General features: G+C 63.6%; 10 protein-coding genes. 2 read left to right on the top strand and 8 right to left on the bottom strand.

The window, feature by feature from the left end:
* Window positions 1–616: 616 nt before the first annotated feature.
* From ACZ9IL_RS02050 to ACZ9IL_RS02075, 6 genes are all read right to left on the bottom strand, one after another.
* Window positions 617–1,087 carry an FKBP-type peptidyl-prolyl cis-trans isomerase gene (locus tag ACZ9IL_RS02050; RefSeq protein WP_476001994.1) on the bottom strand — a complete coding sequence of 157 codons (471 nt, stop codon included), beginning with the start codon at window positions 1,085–1,087 and terminating at the stop codon, window positions 617–619.
* 152 nt (window positions 1,088–1,239) lie between these two features.
* Window positions 1,240–2,394, bottom strand: a complete 1,155-nt coding sequence (locus ACZ9IL_RS02055; RefSeq protein ID WP_476001995.1) for a Na/Pi cotransporter family protein — start codon at window positions 2,392–2,394, stop codon at window positions 1,240–1,242.
* 407 nt (window positions 2,395–2,801) lie between these two features.
* Window positions 2,802–4,145 carry an APC family permease gene (locus ACZ9IL_RS02060; RefSeq protein WP_476001996.1) on the bottom strand — a complete coding sequence of 448 codons (1,344 nt, stop codon included), beginning with the start codon at window positions 4,143–4,145 and terminating at the stop codon, window positions 2,802–2,804.
* Window positions 4,146–4,612: 467 nt separating this feature from the next.
* Complete coding sequence (locus tag ACZ9IL_RS02065; protein ID WP_476005293.1) at window positions 4,613–5,956, bottom strand: APC family permease; 1,344 nt, start codon at window positions 5,954–5,956, stop codon at window positions 4,613–4,615.
* A gap of 370 nt (window positions 5,957–6,326) precedes the next feature.
* Window positions 6,327–7,628 (bottom strand): 4-aminobutyrate--2-oxoglutarate transaminase, encoded by a 1,302-nt coding sequence (gene gabT, locus ACZ9IL_RS02070; protein WP_476001997.1) that lies wholly within the window; start codon window positions 7,626–7,628, stop codon window positions 6,327–6,329.
* Window positions 7,629–7,867: 239 nt separating this feature from the next.
* The gene (locus tag ACZ9IL_RS02075; protein ID WP_476001998.1) at window positions 7,868–9,346 is read right to left on the bottom strand and encodes an NAD-dependent succinate-semialdehyde dehydrogenase; all 1,479 of its coding nucleotides are present in this window, start codon (window positions 9,344–9,346) and stop codon (window positions 7,868–7,870) included.
* Between the two features lie 305 nt (window positions 9,347–9,651).
* Here ACZ9IL_RS02075 and puuR point away from each other — a divergent pair, with 305 nt between their 5' ends.
* Entirely contained in the window at window positions 9,652–10,263 is a 612-nt protein-coding gene (gene puuR / locus ACZ9IL_RS02080) for an HTH-type transcriptional regulator PuuR (RefSeq protein ID WP_476001999.1), read from the top strand.
* Between the two features lie 49 nt (window positions 10,264–10,312).
* Window positions 10,313–11,590 (top strand): NAD(P)/FAD-dependent oxidoreductase, encoded by a 1,278-nt coding sequence (locus tag ACZ9IL_RS02085; protein WP_476002000.1) that lies wholly within the window; start codon window positions 10,313–10,315, stop codon window positions 11,588–11,590.
* 211 nt (window positions 11,591–11,801) lie between these two features.
* On the opposite strand, the gene ybaL is transcribed toward ACZ9IL_RS02085, so the two are convergent.
* Both ybaL and ggt read right to left on the bottom strand, forming a co-directional pair.
* A complete protein-coding gene (ybaL, locus tag ACZ9IL_RS02090; protein WP_476002001.1) occupies window positions 11,802–13,433 on the bottom strand; it encodes a YbaL family putative K(+) efflux transporter in 1,632 nt (543 codons plus the stop codon).
* A 395-nt stretch (window positions 13,434–13,828) separates the two neighbouring features.
* Entirely contained in the window at window positions 13,829–15,610 is a 1,782-nt protein-coding gene (ggt, locus tag ACZ9IL_RS02095) for a gamma-glutamyltransferase (RefSeq protein WP_476002002.1), read from the bottom strand.
* Window positions 15,611–15,699 lie beyond the last annotated feature (89 nt).

A 15,699-nucleotide genomic window follows, 5' to 3' on the forward strand; every position in this document is an offset into this window, starting at 1 on the left:
TGACGATGCGGTCATTATCTGCCCGGGACTGGTGGTTAACAATCTAGCTTGATGTGTAATCACTGTTCACTAATGGTTGACAGCTATCCCCGTCGCGGAGGAACGCGGGGAGGTACGGCGGGCGCAATGGAGGGGGCAGAAGGGGAAATAACGAGGCCAGCACATTGCGCTGGCCTCGTCTGTTGCAACCGTCTCGGCAGACTGCGGTACAGGACGGGATCCCAGGCAGCGCCACATCGAAACGTCCGCACGGACGCTCTGCGGGATCTTGTCGGCGGCACTGTCACCACAGACCCTGTGGTCCGTTAGCGATTTACTGAATGCCCAGCAGCGCCACGTCGAAGATCAGCACGGACGCTCTGCGGGATCTTGTCGACGGCACTGTCACCACAGGCCCTGTGGCCCGTTAGCGATTCACTGAATGCCCGGCAGCGCCACATCGAAGAGCCGCACGGACACTCTGCGGGATCTTGTCGACGGCACTGTCACCACTGGCTCTGTGGTCCGTTAGCGATTTACTGAATGCCCGGCAGCGCCACATCGAAGATCCGCACGGACGCTCTGCGGGATCTTGTCGACGGCACTGTCACCACAGGCCCTGTGGTCCGTTAGCGATTCACTGAATGCCCAGCAGCTCCACGTCGAAGATCAGTACGGATCCCGGCGGGATTTTGCCGGCGGCGCGATCACCGTAGGCCAGGTTGGCGGGAATGTAGAAACGGGTCTTCTCCCCTTCCACCATCAGCTGCACCCCTTCGGTCCAGCCGGCGATCACCTGGTTCAGGCCAAACTCGATGGGCTCACCGCGGGCGACCGAGCTGTCGAACACGGTGCCGTCCAGCAGCTTGCCCTCGTAGTGCACCTTCACCTTGCTGGTGGCGGTGGGGTGAACGGTACCGGTGCCCGGGGTCAGCACCTCGTATTGCAGGCCGGAGGCCGTGGTGGTCACCAGCGGTTTCTCCTTGTTGCCGGCGAGGAACTCGGCGCCCTGGCGCACGTTGTCCACCGCCAGCTTTTTGTTGTTGGCGCTGGAGTAGAAGTAGTAGGCGACGCCGGCAACCAGCAGCGCGATCAGTATGAATTTCATCGGTTTTCCCTATTCCCTGTAATGCAAAGAGTGCGGTGAGAGCGGCATCTTATCCTAGCTCGTGAGCCAGGGCGAGGCGGGGGGGCGTCGGATGTGACTGGACAGACAAAGACGAGGGGCGAATGCGATACGCGCCCCTCGTCCCTGCGGTATTACTTGGCCGCGACCATCATCAGCGCGGGCAGGGCGAAGAAGAGCCCGGCCACGTAACCCAGTGCCAGCAGCTTGTTCTCGCTGCCGACCCGGGCCAGCCCTTCGGCCGCCTTGATGGGCAATTCCCGCAGGAAGGGCACACCATAGATGAACGCCACGGCGAACAGGTTGAACAGCACGTGCACCAGGGCGATGGTCAGCCCCAGCTTGGCGCCGACGCCGCTGATGGCGGTGGCCGCCAGCAGGGCCGTGATGGTGGTGCCGATGTTCGCACCCAGGGTGAAGGGGTAGAGCTGGCGGGTGCTGAACAGACCGCTCCCCGCCAGCGGGATCATCAGGCTGGTGGTGGTGGAGGAGGACTGCACCATGACGGTGATCAGGGTGCCGGAGGCGATGCCGGTCATGGGGCCACGGCCCAGCGCCTTGTGCAGCAGCTCCTTGGCGCGGCCGACCAGCACCTGTTGCAGCACCTTGCCGAGCCAGGTGACGCAGCCGAGGATCAGCAGGATACCGATGACGATGGTGGCGATGGAACCCCCCTTGCCCGGCAGGAAGGCGACGATCGAATCGATGAGGTCGAGGGCAGGGGAGATGAGGGGCTTCATAAAGTCCATCCCCTTCATCGACATGTCGGCGGAGCCCATCAGCATGGTGGCCAGCGCCTCTGCGCTCTTTTGCAGCAGGCCGAACATCAGCTCCAGCGGCAGGAAGATGAACACCGCCAGCAGGTTGAAGAAGTCGTGCACGGTGGCGGCGGCGAAGGCGCGGCGGAACTCGCCTCTGTCTCGGATATGGCCGAGGGAGACGATGGTGTTGGTGATGGTGGTGCCGAGATTGGCGCCCATCACCATGGGGATGGCCATGCCCATCGGCAGGCCGCCGGCCACCAGGCCGACGATCACCGAGGTCACCGTGCTGGAGGACTGCACCAGGGCGGTGGCCAGGATGCCGAGCAGCAGGGCGACGAAGGGGTTGTTGGCGAAGGCGAAGATCTGGGCCGCGCCCTCGGCGCCGCCGGAGAAGCCCTTGAAGCCGTGGGAGACGGCGCCAACGGCGACCAGGATCAGGTATATCAGGGTGATGACAGCGAGCCAGTTGAACAGTGGGCCGGTACGACGGGTCTGCTGTTGTGCGGATGGTGCGGTGCTGTGCATGTGGCCTCTTGGGACTGTCTGCGTTGAATGGACGGGCGAATTACAGCAGCGCTCCATGACAGAAATATGACAAATGACATTTTTATGATGATTTGATGACAGCCCTCTCGTTTGCGCTGATGACCTGGCCTCATTCGATACATCATTTCAAGGGGGGGATGGTGGCTGGTGAATTGCACTGCTATTCGGGGTGGATGCATCGAGGTCTGGTGGGGCACGAGGCGAAGTCACGCTGCCCGACGAGGTGGCCTCTGGTTGGCGATGTTGAGGCGCGGCGGCTCCACGCTGTTTCTCGCCCCTCACCGGGCTTTCCCCTCAGTGGCGGCATGGAGTCGCCTGTTGATCAGGGAGGTGCGCGCCATGAAAAAGGGGAGCCGATGAGGCTCCCCTTGTTGCGATGAGACCGTTTACTGGCCGTCGACCGCTTCCTCGTACTGACGGAAGGGGATGCGGAACACCGCCAGACGCAGGAACAGGTAGGTGACTCCGATGCCAGCCCAGATGAGGCCAAGCTCCAGGGAGCTGCGCTCCAGGTTGATCCAGAGTGCCCCTATGGTGGCTGCGCCGAGCAGCGGCAGCACCAGGAACAGTAAGTGATCCTTGAGGGTCTTGTTGCGCTTCTCGCGCACCCAGAACTGACCGATGACCGACAGGTTGACGAAGGTGAAGGCCACCAGGGCGCCGAAGTTCACCAGCGCCAGCGCCATGTCCAGATCGAACGACACCGCGGAGAGGGCCAGAGCCCCCACCATCAGCACGTTGATGGCCGGGGTGCGCCAGGTGGGGTGGATGTAGCCGAACACCCGCTCCGGGATCATGCGATCGCGCCCCATCACGTAGAGGATGCGGGAGACACCGGCGTGGGCCGCCATGCCGGAGGCCAGCACCGCCACCGTGGTGCACACCAGCACCACGCTCTGGAACAGGGTGCCGCCGACGTAGAGGGCGATCTCCGGCAGCACGGCGTCCGGCTCCTTGAAGCGGGCCAGATCCGGGAAGAACAGCTGCAGGCTGTAGGAGACGGCCACGAAGATGATGCCGCCGATGAGGGCGGTCAGCACGATGGCGCGCGGGATCACCTTGCCGGCGTTCGGGGTCTCTTCGGAGAGCGAGCTCAGGCCATCGAAGCCGAGGAAGGAGAAGCACAAGATGGTGGCGCCGGTGAACAGCGGCAGCATGCTGGCGGATTCCACATGGAATGGACGGCTGCTGAGCAGGGTACCGGTGCCCTCACCGTGGGTCAGACCCCAGGCGATGAGGCCGAGGAAGGTGAGGATGATGGCAATCTGGATGAAGACGATGACGCCGTTGAAGTTCGCCACCAGGTTGATGCCGCGCAGGTTCAGGAAGGTCATCACGGTCACCAGCCCGAAGATGAAGATCCAGGGCTCGACACCGGGAAATAATGCACTTAGATAGATCTTGGCTAGCAGGATGTTGATCATCGGCATGAACATGTAGTCGAGCAGGGAAGACCAGCCGACCATGAAGCCGATATAGGGGTTGAACACCTTCTGGGCATAGGTATAGGCAGAGCCCGCCGAGGGGAAGCGACGCACCAGATGGCCGTAGCTGAAGGCGGTCAGCAGGATGCCGCCGAGCGCCAGCAGGTAGGCGGTGGCCACGCGGCCGTCAGTGATGTCGCCGACGATGGCGAAGGTATCGAACACCGCCATGGGTGTGAGGTAAGCAAGACCCATCACCACCACCTGGAACAGGGTGAGCGTCTTGAGCAGCTTGGCACCGGCCATCACGCGTTCTCCTCTGCACATGCCCGGGGGGCCAGGGTGAACGGGATCAGGGATGCGGCAGGGCATCGCTGGACACAGGGAACGCCAGGACGGCGCACGCCGGTGGGGACCGGCAGAAAAGCAGTGAAATGCCCCATGTAATTCCTCACAACGTCGGGAGATTGTTGAGCAATCTCGGTATCAATTCCGGTACAAGACCGGCCTCTTGGTTGATGGTGGTTTACCCCTGAAAAGCAAAGAACCGATGTTGCAAAAACATCGGCTCTCAAGGGGCGCGACATTGTGCCCTCAGGGGGGGGGGGAGACAAGCAAAAAAGGGCGCTACCGGGCATTTTGTTGACGGGGGTCAACCCCGGGATTGGCAGCCTGTCGGTGGGAGTGCCTGAGGGGGGAGAGAGGGGGGAAATGCGGCTGGGCGCCGCCGAAAAAAGAGCCCGCGCGGGGCGGGCTCGGGAAGGGCATCAGGCTTAGCTGAGATCGGTCTCGGGACGGCGCAGCGGGATCCGGAACAGGGTCAGCCGCAGCAGCAGATAGAGGGCGCCGAGGGCGGCCCAGATCAGACCCAGCTCGAAGGAGGCGGGTTCGAGGTTGAGCCAGAGCACCCCGATGCAGGCGGCACCGCAAAGGGGCAACAGCAGAAACACCAGGTGATCCCGCAGGCTCTTGTTGTGGCCGAGCTTGAGGTAGAAGTGGGCGATCACCGCCAGATTGACGAAGGTGAAGGCCACCAGGGCGCCGAAGTTGATCAGCGCCAGCGCCATCTCCAGATCGAACGACACGGCGGAGAGGGCCAATATCCCCACCAGCAGCACGTTCAGGGCCGGGGTCTGCCACTTGGGGTGGACATAGGCGAAGAAGCGGCTCGGCAGGGCGCGATCCCGCCCCATCACGTAAAGCAGGCGCGATACCCCGGCGTGGGAGGCGAGCCCGGAGGCCAGCACCGCCACAGTCGTGCACACCAGCACTATCGCCTGGAACAGCTTGCCGCCCACATAGAGCGCGATCTCCGGCAGCACCGCATCCGGTTGCTGGAAGCGGGAGATGTCCGGGAAATACAGCTGCAGGAAGTAGGAGACGGAGATGAACAGCACGCCGCCGATAAGCGCGGTGAGCACGATGGCGCGGGGGATCACTCGCTCGGCGTTCGGGGTCTCCTCGCACAGGGTGCTGATGGCATCGAAGCCCAGAAACGACAGGCAGAGGATGGAGGCGCCGGTCAGCAGGGGGGTCACGTTCATGTGCTCGGAGAAGAAGGGACGGCTGCTCGCGACCGTGCCGAGCCCCTCGCCCTGATAGACCCCGGCGATGATGAGGCCGATGAAGACAGAGATGATGCTGAACTGCATGATGACGATCAGGCTGTTGAAGTTCGCCACCAGCTTGATGCCGCGCAGGTTCAGGAAGGTCATGATGGCGGCCAGTACCAGGATGTAGGTCCAGGGCTCCACCCCCGGCAGCAGTACCTCCAGATAGATCTTGGCCAGCAGCATGTTGATCATCGGCATGAACATGTAGTCGAGCAGGGAGACCCAGCCCACCATGAAGCCCACATAGGGGTGAAACACCTTCTGGGCATAGGTATAGGCGGAGCCTGCCGAGGGGAACTTGCGCACCAGGTGGCCGTAACTCATGGCAGTGAACAGCATGCCGACGAGGGCGAACAGGTAGGCGGTCGGCACGTGCCCTTCGGTGATCTCGGTGACGATGCCGAAGGTGTCGAATACCGCCATGGGGGTCAGGTACGCCAGCCCCATGATGACCACGTGCCAGAGTTTCAGGCTTTTTTTCAGGCCGACGGGTTGGGCATTCATCATGCTTTCCCCTCTGTGTTGGCCGGGGGGAGCAGAGTGACGATGGCGTCAGCCTGGGCACAGGGGGCGCCAATGTGTCGCACAAACGGCTGGCGCAGACCGGCGCGGGCCGGCAGGAAAGCAGTGAAATACCCCATGGTGTTCCTCACTAAGAAGCGGGTGTCGTGAGATGGCAGCCCATCTCGCTATCATTTCCGGTCTGTTCCGGCCTCGTTATGGATGTGTTTGCCGCAAAAAAAGACCGGGCTGCGATGAGCGGTCGGTCCTTGAAAGCGGAGGCGCATTGTGCATTCGTGATGCCCCCCTGACAAGCATATCAAGGGGGGAAAAACGCATTTTTTAGCACAAATGCGAGGCGCCGGTGAGTCGCCTAGGGTCTGGCGGCTGCCAGCGCCTGTTCGAGCAGGTTTAACCCCTCGTCGACGATGGCCGGCGAGGCGGTCAGCGGCGCCAGGAAGCGGATCACGTTGGCGCGCACGCCGCACGCCAGCAGCACCAGCCCGCGTTTGCCCGCCTCGGCCACCAGTCGCTTGGTGAGGTCCGGGTCGGGGCGGCCGGGGTCGCGCTCCTTGACCAGCTCCATGGCGACCATGGCGCCGGGGCCACGGATGTCGCCGATGCAGTCGACGTCCTGTGCCAACCGGTGCAGGCGCGCCTTGATCTGCTCACCCTGGGCCAGGGCCCGCTGGTTGAGCTTCTCCTCCTCTATCACCTCCAGCACCGCCAGGGCGGCGGCGCAGGCGATGGGGGAGCCGGCGTAGGTGCCACCCAGACCACCGGGTTTGGCGGCATTCATGATGTCGCTCTTGCCCACCACGGCGGAGAGCGGGAAGCCGCCCGCCAGGCTCTTGGCCAGGGTCATGATGTCCGGCTCGATGCCGCTGTACTGGGTCGCGAAGGTCTTGCCGGTGCGACAGAATCCAGTCTGGATCTCGTCGCAGATGAGCAGGATGCCGTGTTGGTCGCAGATCGTGCGCAGGGCCTGCAGGAAGCTTGGGCTAGCCACGTAGAAGCCACCCTCACCCTGCACCGGTTCGATGATGATGGCGGCCACCCTGGCCGGCTCGATGTCCGAGCTGAAGCAGAGATCCAGCGCCGCCAGGGCGTCGGCCTCGCTCACCCCCAGATAGTCGGTGGGGAAGGGCAGGTGATAGACGTCCCCCGGGAAGGGGCCGAAGCCGGTCTTGTAGGGCACCACCTTGCCGGTGAGCGCCATCCCCATCATGGTGCGGCCGTGGAAGCCGCCCTTGAAGGCGATGGTGCCGCTGCGGCCGGTGTGGGCGCGGGCGATCTTGATGGCGTTCTCCACCGCCTCGGCGCCGGTGGAGAGGAACAGGGTCCGCTTGGGGGTCGGCCCCGGCACCAGGGCGTTGAGCTTCTCCGCAAGCGTGATGTAGCCGGGATAGGGGGTGACCTGGAAGCAGGTGTGGCTGAATTTCTCGAGCTGCGCGCGCACCGCGGCGATCACTTTCGGGTGGTTGTGGCCGGTGTTGAGCACCGCGATGCCGGAGGCAAAGTCGATGTAACGATTGCCCTCCACGTCCCACAGCTCGGCATTCTGCGCCCGGTCGATGAACACCGGCAGCAGGGTGCCCACCCCCTGTACCACGGCCGCTTCACGGCGGGCTTGCCAGCTCTGGTTGTTGTCGGCATGGCTATCTGAATGACTCATCTTTCCTCCCTGAGGGGCACGGGCCCCGTCTATTCCTTGGCAATGTCGCTAGCGGGTGGCAACCACCCGCGGATCGTCGCCGGGGCTTGCCGACGACGGCTGGTCTGGTGTGCTGCCGGCTCGCCGCAGGCGCTTTTAAGCTGTTGGTGGCGGCCGGTCGGTACGCTTCACTATCTTGTTAATGGATGGTTTGGGTGAAAAAGCATCGTTTATAGCGATACATCCGCACCCCGAGCACCTCAGCGAATGCCGCCGAAGCAGAGATATTTGGTCTCCAGATACTCCTCCAGCCCCTCTGCCGCCCCTTCCCGGCCGAGGCCGGACTCCTTGATGCCGCCAAAGGGGGCGAGCTCGGTGGAGATAATCCCCTCGTTGATGCCCACCATGCCGTATTCCAGCTGCTCGGCCACCCGCCATACCCGGGCGATGTCCCGGCCATAGAAGTAGGCGGCGAGGCCGTAGGGGGTGTCGTTGGCGATGGCGATGGCCTCCGCTTCGGTCTCGAAACGCACCAGGGGTGCGACCGGCCCGAAGATCTCTTCCTGCAATATGGGGTTGTCTCTGGCCACCTCCGTCAGGATGGTGGGGTAATAGAACAGTGGACCGGCGGGATGGGGGGCCCCTCCGACCAGCACCCGGGCACCGGCGGCCTCGGCCTGCTTGACCAGGCTCGTCACCTTGTCGGCGGCGGCCGGGTTGATGAGGGGGCCGATCTGGGTGCCCTCGTTCAGGCCATCCCCGACCTTGAAGGCGCGCACGGCGGCGGCAAGCTTGTCTGCGAAGGCGTCATAGACGCTGGCCTGCACCAGGATGCGGTTGGCGCAGACGCAGGTCTGGCCCGCGTTGCGGTACTTGGAGGCGAGCGCTCCGGTGACGGCGGCGTCGAGATCCGCGTCGTCAAACACGATGAAGGGGGCGTTGCCGCCGAGCTCAAGGGAGAGTCGCTTCATGGTGTCGGCGCACTGGCGCATCAGCAGCTTGCCGATGCGGGTGGAACCGGTGAAGGAGAGCTTGCGCACCGCCTTGTTGTTGCACAATTCGTTCCCCACCACCGAGGCCTGATGGGAGGTGACGATGTTGATGACCCCGGCCGGGATGCCCGCCTGCTCCGCCAACGCCGCCAGCGCCAGCGCGCACAGCGGCGTCTCGGCGGCGGGCTTGATGACGATGGTGCAACCGGCCGCGAGGGCCGGGCCGGCCTTGCGGGTGATCATGGCGATGGGGAAGTTCCAAGGGGTGATGGCGGCCACCACGCCCACCGGTTGCTTGATGGTGGCCAGCCGCCTGTCACCCGAGAAGCCCGGGATGGTCCGGCCGTAGGCGCGCTTGCCCTCTTCCGCGAACCACTGGATGAAGCTGGCACCGTAGGCTACCTCGCCCTTGGCCTCGGCCAGCGGCTTGCCTTGCTCACAGGTCATGATGCGGGCCAGCGCGTCCTGATTGGCCATGATGAGCTCAAACCAGGCATACAGCCTGGCGCTGCGCTCCTTGGCGGTGAGGGCGGCCCAGGCGGGTTGAGCTGCATGGGCTGCCTCGATGGCACGCCGAGTGTCGGCCTCGTTCATGTCGGGCACCTGGGTGATGACCTGACCGGTGGCCGGGTTATGCACCGCGAACTGGCGTCCGTCCGCGGCCTCGCACCAGCGACCATCTATATAGGCGAGAGACTTGAGCAAGGCATGAATCTGGATCGGTTGTGATGTTGAGGATGCTGACATGGGAAGCCTCGATTGTGGGTCTGGGTGGCCAACTCATTCCAAGGTGCCACCGTATAGAATAATAAGCACTGGATGACGATAAATTGAGCCGAAATGTTTTTCAAGTGTTAAATATATTTGAGTAAACGGGGCTCTGCATGCTAAAAATGGAGCTGTCAGGACGATTCTATCGGTTTTTGGTGGGGGTGGTGTGCAAAATAATGAACGGTGTTGATTGTTCAGCATAACGAACACGCCACCGAAACTGACTCACTATTTTAACCAGATGGCACAGGGTACTCGAACAGTCACCCAAGGAGGCGGGCATGCAGCAACCACAGGGAGAGGCCAGGTGGCAGGCCATGACGGATAACCCCTTGACTGACAAACGAATGGATAAAAGCATGGGGGAGCGGCTCGCCGCCACCCGCCGTCGGCTCGGGCTCTCCCAGCGGCGGGTCGCCGAGCTGAGCGGGCTGACCCACGGTGCCATCTGCATGATAGAGCAGAACAAGGTGAGCCCGTCGGTGGCCTCGTTGCAGAAGCTGCTGAGCGTCTATGAGTTGCCGCTCTCCCGCTTCTTCGCCGAGGAGGAGGGGCGGGCGCCGAGCGTGGTGATCAAGGCCGAGCAGCTCATCGAGCTGGGCAGTCAGGGGGTCTCCATGAAGCTGGTGCACAACGGCAACAACCGGCGTCAGCTCGGCTTCATGCTGGAGACCTACGCCCCCGGCACCGACACCGGGGGCCTGGTCAAGCATCTGGGGGAGGAGGTGGGTACCGTGCTGGAAGGCTCGGTGCTGCTGACCCTGGCCGGCCAGACCTACCAGCTCAGTGCCGGGGACAGCTACGTGATCGACACGGGCGAGCCCCACAGTTTCAGCAATCCGTCGGGGGAGACCTGTCGCATCGTCAGCGCCCATACCCCGGCCAGTTTCTAGTGTTGAACGAAGAGAGTTTGGGAACAGAACCGGTAAGGAAACAAGGATCATGACCGAACATGTAAACAGTTACTACGCCGCCAGCGCCAACAAGCATGCGCCCTATCCGACCCTGACCGAGCAGCTGGAGTGCGACGTCTGCGTCATAGGGGCGGGCTACACCGGGCTTTCCAGCGCCCTGCACCTGGTGGAGAAAGGCTACAAGGTGGTGGTGCTGGAAGCTGCCCGGGTCGGCTTCGGTGCCAGCGGTCGCAACGGCGGCCAGATAGTGAATTCCTACAGCCGCGACATCGACACCATAGAAGCGAACTGCCCGCCGGATCAGGCCAGGCTGCTCGGCTCCATGTTGTTTGAGGGAGGCCAGATCATCCGCGATCGGATCAAGCGCTATAACATCCAGTGCGATCTGCAGCAGGGCGGGGTCTTCGCGGCCGAGACCGAGAAGCAGTTGCACGAGCTCAAGGCGCAGTATGAGCGCTGGCAGAGGTGGGGCAACGATCAGCTGGAGCTGCTCGATGGGGACGGGGTGCGCGAAGTGGTGGCGAGCGATCGCTACGTCGGCGCCCTGCTCGACAAGAGCGGTGGCCACATCCATCCCCTCAACCTGGCGCTGGGGGAGGCGGAAGCCATCCGCCTGCAGGGAGGGAAAATCTTCGAGCAATCCGCGGTGACCTCCATCACCCCGGGGCAGCCCGCCCTGGTCAAGACCGCCAAGGGCGCGGTGAAGGCACGCTTCGTGGTGGTGGCCGGCAATGCCTATCTTGGCAACCTGGTGCCCGAGCTCGCCGGCAAGAGCATGCCCTGCGGCACCCAGGTGATCGCTACCGAGGTGCTGGGGGAGGAGCGGGCGCGCTCGCTGCTGCCGCAGAACTACTGCCTGGAAGACAGCAACTACCTGCTCGACTACTACCGCACCACCGGGGATCACCGGCTGCTCTACGGCGGTGGCGTGGTCTACGGGGCGCGGGATCCGGCGGATATAGAGCGATTGATCATCCCCAAGATGCTGAAAACCTTCCCCCAGCTCGCGGGCGTCAAGGTGGAGTACACCTGGACCGGCAACTTCCTGCTGACCCTGTCACGCCTGCCGCAATTTGGTCGCATCGGTCCCAACATCTACTACATGCAGGGCTACAGCGGCCATGGCGTCACCTGCACCCATCTGGCGGGCAAGCTGCTGTCGGAGGTGTTGAGTGGCCAGGCGGAGCGCTTCGACGCCTTCGCCAAGCTGCCTCACTACCCCTTCCCGGGTGGCCGCTTGCTGCGCATCCCCTTCACCGCCGCCGGCGCCGCCTGGTACACCCTGCGGGATCGGCTGGGGGTATAGCCACCGATGACGCTGGCAACCAGCAGGTGATGTCACTGTCATCGACCATGGGGCTGCACCTGCACCACGAAACATAAACAAAAAGAGAGGGAGGCATGATGCCTCCCTCTCTTTTTTGGCTCGAGTGGTGGTTCTTACGGGGGGAAGTGCGGCTGCGCACCTTTTTTCAGGGATGAGCAGACCGCCGGCGCTTTCAATAAGGGACTGAGTCTCAGGTTGGCTGGACTGCCAGCTGGCACAGACGACGCGCCGCCTCCTCCTCGCACTTGACCACCTGGTGCACCCCGCGGATCAGCAGATGATGCACCTCTTCCGCCTGATGGGCACAGGCGGCGATCCGCAGCAGGGCACCCTGCTCGCGCGCCACCGCGGCGATCTCGCCGGCCAGCAGGCTGTCCTCCAGGGTGATCAGCAACCAACTGGCATTGGGGAGTGCCGCCGCGAGCAGATCCTGCTGGACAGGATGGCCAGCCAGGCAGGTGATCCCCTGGGCGCGCCAGGGCTCCAGCAGCCGCTCATCCGTGTCTATGACCACCATCTCCTGCCCTTGTGCGTGCAGTTGCCGGATCAGGTGATTGCCGACGCCATCGGCGCCCACCACCACCACATGGCCTTGCAAGGGGCAGAGCGGGGGGCTCTCCTCCACCTGCGGCTCGGGATGGCGGCGCAGCCAGCGCTCGGCCTGGTTGAACACCAGCGGGTTGAGCATGATGGAGAAGCAGGCGCCGACCAGCACCAGATCCCGTGCCACCTCGGGCACCAGCTCCAGCATGACCCCCAGCCCCATCAGGATGAAGGAGAACTCCCCCACCTGGGCCAGGCTGGCCGAGATGGTCAGCGCCGTGCGATGGCTGTGTCCAAATAACCGCACTATGGCGAAGGCCGCCACCGACTTGCCGATGACGATGACGAAGATGGTGGCCAGCACCGCCAGCGGCTCGCGCAGCAAGATGGTGGGATCAAACAGCATGCCCACCGAGACGAAGAACAGCACGGCGAAGGCGTCCTGCAAGGGCAGGGTATCGTTGGCGGCCTTGTGGCTCAGGTGCGAGCTGTTCATCACCACCCCGGCGAAGAAGGCGCCGAGGGCAAAGGAGACCCCGAACAGCTTGACGGCGCCAAAGGCGATGCCGAGCGAACAGGAGAGCACTGCCAGGGTAAACAGCTCCCGGGAGCCGGTGGCGGCGGTGCGGGCCAGCAACCAGGGAATGAGGCGTGGACCGCCGATGGCCATCAGCGCGATGAAGGCGGCGACCTTGGTCAGGGTGAGGCCCAGATCCCAGAGCACATGGGCGAGGGTCAGGCCCTCATCCCCTTGCTGCAGGTTGGCGAGTATGGGGAGCAGCACCAGCGCCAGCACCATCACCAGGTCTTCGACGATGAGCCAGCCGATGGCGATGCGCCCCTCCTTGGTATCGACCAGGCCCCGGCTCTCCAGCGCCCGCAGCAACACCACGGTACTGGCGGTGGAGAGCGCCAAGCCGAACACCACGCCGGCGGTGATGCTCCAGCCGAGCAGCTGGGAGAGGCCGAGGCCGAGCAGGGTCGCCAGGGCAATCTGGACGATGGCACCCGGGATGGCGATGTGTTTAACCGAGAGCAGATCCTTCAGGGAGAAGTGCAGGCCCACCCCGAACATCAGCAGAATGACGCCGATCTCCGCGAGCTCAGGGGCCAGCTGCAGGTCGGCGACATAGCCGGGAGTAAAGGGACCGCACACGACGCCTGCCGCCAGATAACCCACCATGGGGGAGATCCGCAGGCGCTGGGCCAGCATGCCGAAGATATAGGCCAGCACGAGGCCGCCAACCAGGGTTGTGATAAGGGGGAGAGAGTGGTCCATGTCGTCACCTCGCTAATGGCAGTCAGGGGCTACCAGATCACCGCGGTGGTGAAGAGGGCAGCTGTCAATGAGCAGGGGGCGAAAGAGACAGATGTTGGCCGTGGCAAGCACAATATCTTGGGGACAACAGTTGCCGTTTCTATTGAAAAATAATGTATTTTTTTTGTTCAAGCAACAATTATCCACGTTTAAGTCATTATTCGAGACTAAACGCGTATAAATCATAGTATTAGGGGGAAGGAGTGACCCTTTGTCACATTTATTGGCAGCTTCAATCAATCGGCGATGAGTTTTTCTGGGTGTTGAGCGAGGGAGGCGCGAGGCAGACATGATGGAGGCGGCACCAGGCCGCCTCCATTGAAACAAGGGCAGTAGATACGAAGGGTCACAAGCCTTCACTCACCCCTGGCCACCCCTTCGCGCCTGGGGTCGGCCGCGCCAAACCAGCCGGCAGCATTGCGCTGTACTCCTTGCAATCCCGAGGTTTGCTCATTGAGCAGGATCTCGTGCCCCCTGGCCTTGAGCCCCTGGATCACGCTCTGAGGCGTACGTCCCTGCTCCAGCTCGGTGGGGCCGTTGCGGCTGCCAAAATTCGGCAGCGCGATCGCCTGTTGCAGATCTAGCCCCCAATCCTGGGTTCCCAGCAGGGTCTTGCCCACGTAGTTGATGATGGCGGAGCCGCCGGGAGAGCCGAGGCTCATCTCGAGTGCGCCGGTCTGCTTGTCAAACACCAACAGGGGCGACATGGAGGAGCGCGGCCGTTTGCCCGGCTCGAGCCGGTTTGCGACCGGCAGGCCGGCGGCGTCCATCGAGGTGAAGGAGAAATCGGTGAGCTGGTTGTTGAGCAGGTAGCCGTTGACCATCAGCCGCGAGCCGAAGGCATCCTCGATGGAGCTGGTCATGGAGACCGCCATGCCGCTCTTGTCGACGATGGAGACGTGGCTGGTGGAGGGCAGCTCCGGTGTCGCGTCCTGCCCCCTGGCCAGCGCCTGTGGCGGCGTGCCCGGCTTGGCCAGCCCCATGGATTGCTTACCTATGAGCCTGCCGCGCTCGGCGAGGTAGCCTTTGTCGAGCAGCCCGGCCACCGGCACGCCGACGAAGTCGCTGTCGGCCACGTACTGGTTGCGATCGGCGAAGGCGAGCCGTGCGGCTTCGCTGTAGAGATGGATGGCATCGCTTGAGGCAGCCAACCGGCCATCCGGCCCTTGCACCGGCTTGAGCGCCGCCATGTCGTGGCTCTCCAGCATGCCGAAGATCTGGCCGAGGGCCAGGGTGCCCGATGAGGGGGTCGGGAAGCCACAGATCTCGCTCTGCCGATAGTCGAAGCAGAGGCCGTCTCGCAGCTTGGCGCTGTAGCTGGCGAGATCGGCCGCCGCCAGCACCCCTGGATTGGTGGGATGCCGGTGCACCTTGGCCACCATGGCTTCGGCCAGCGGCCCCCGGTAGAAGGCATCGGCCCCATCCCGCGCCAGGGTCTTCAGCACCTCGACCAGCGCCGGGTTGGTGAGCCGGGTGCCCGTTTGCTTGGGCGCGCCATCCGGTTGGTAGAAGTAGGCGCGGGCCTCGGGATCCTTGGCGAGGTAGGGGTCTTTGGCAATCAGGGTGGCCAGCCGGGGGCTTATTACAAAACCCTGTTCCGCTAGCGTGATGGCGGGTTCGAACAGGCTGGCCCAGGGCAGCTTGCCATAGCGGTGATGGGCCATCGCCAAGGCGCGCACAGTGCCGGGGGCGCCGACCGAGCGGCCACCCACCACGCCGTCATAGAAGGCCATGGGTTTGCCGTTTTTCATAAACAGCTGATCCGTGGCCGCCGCAGGCGCCGTCTCCCGGCCATCCACCGCCGTCACCTTGCTGCCATCCCACACCAGCAGCAAGGAGCCGCCGCCGATGCCGGAGGACTGGGGCTCGACCAGGGTCAGCACCAGCTGGACCGCGATGGCGGCATCGACGGCACTGCCGCCTGCCTTGATGATCTGGTAGCCCGCATCCACCGCCAGCGGGTTGGCGGCGGCCACCATGAAGTCATGGCCCTGCCAGCCCGGTTTATCGGTCCAGCCACTGGCCGCCTCGGGCGCGATCAGAGTCTGGGCAGGGGCAACGTAGTGGAAGGCATTCTGAGGGGCGCAGCCGGCGAGCAGGCCTAAGGCCGCCAGCAGGCCGAGGGATCGGTGGGACATGACACTCTCCTTGTCGATTTATTGTGCAACCTCAAGAATCTGTCACAATTGAAGCTCAATTGAAAGATTGTCTTTCTACTCATATGGTT

Source organism: Aeromonas sp. TECH754 (assembly GCF_056279295.1).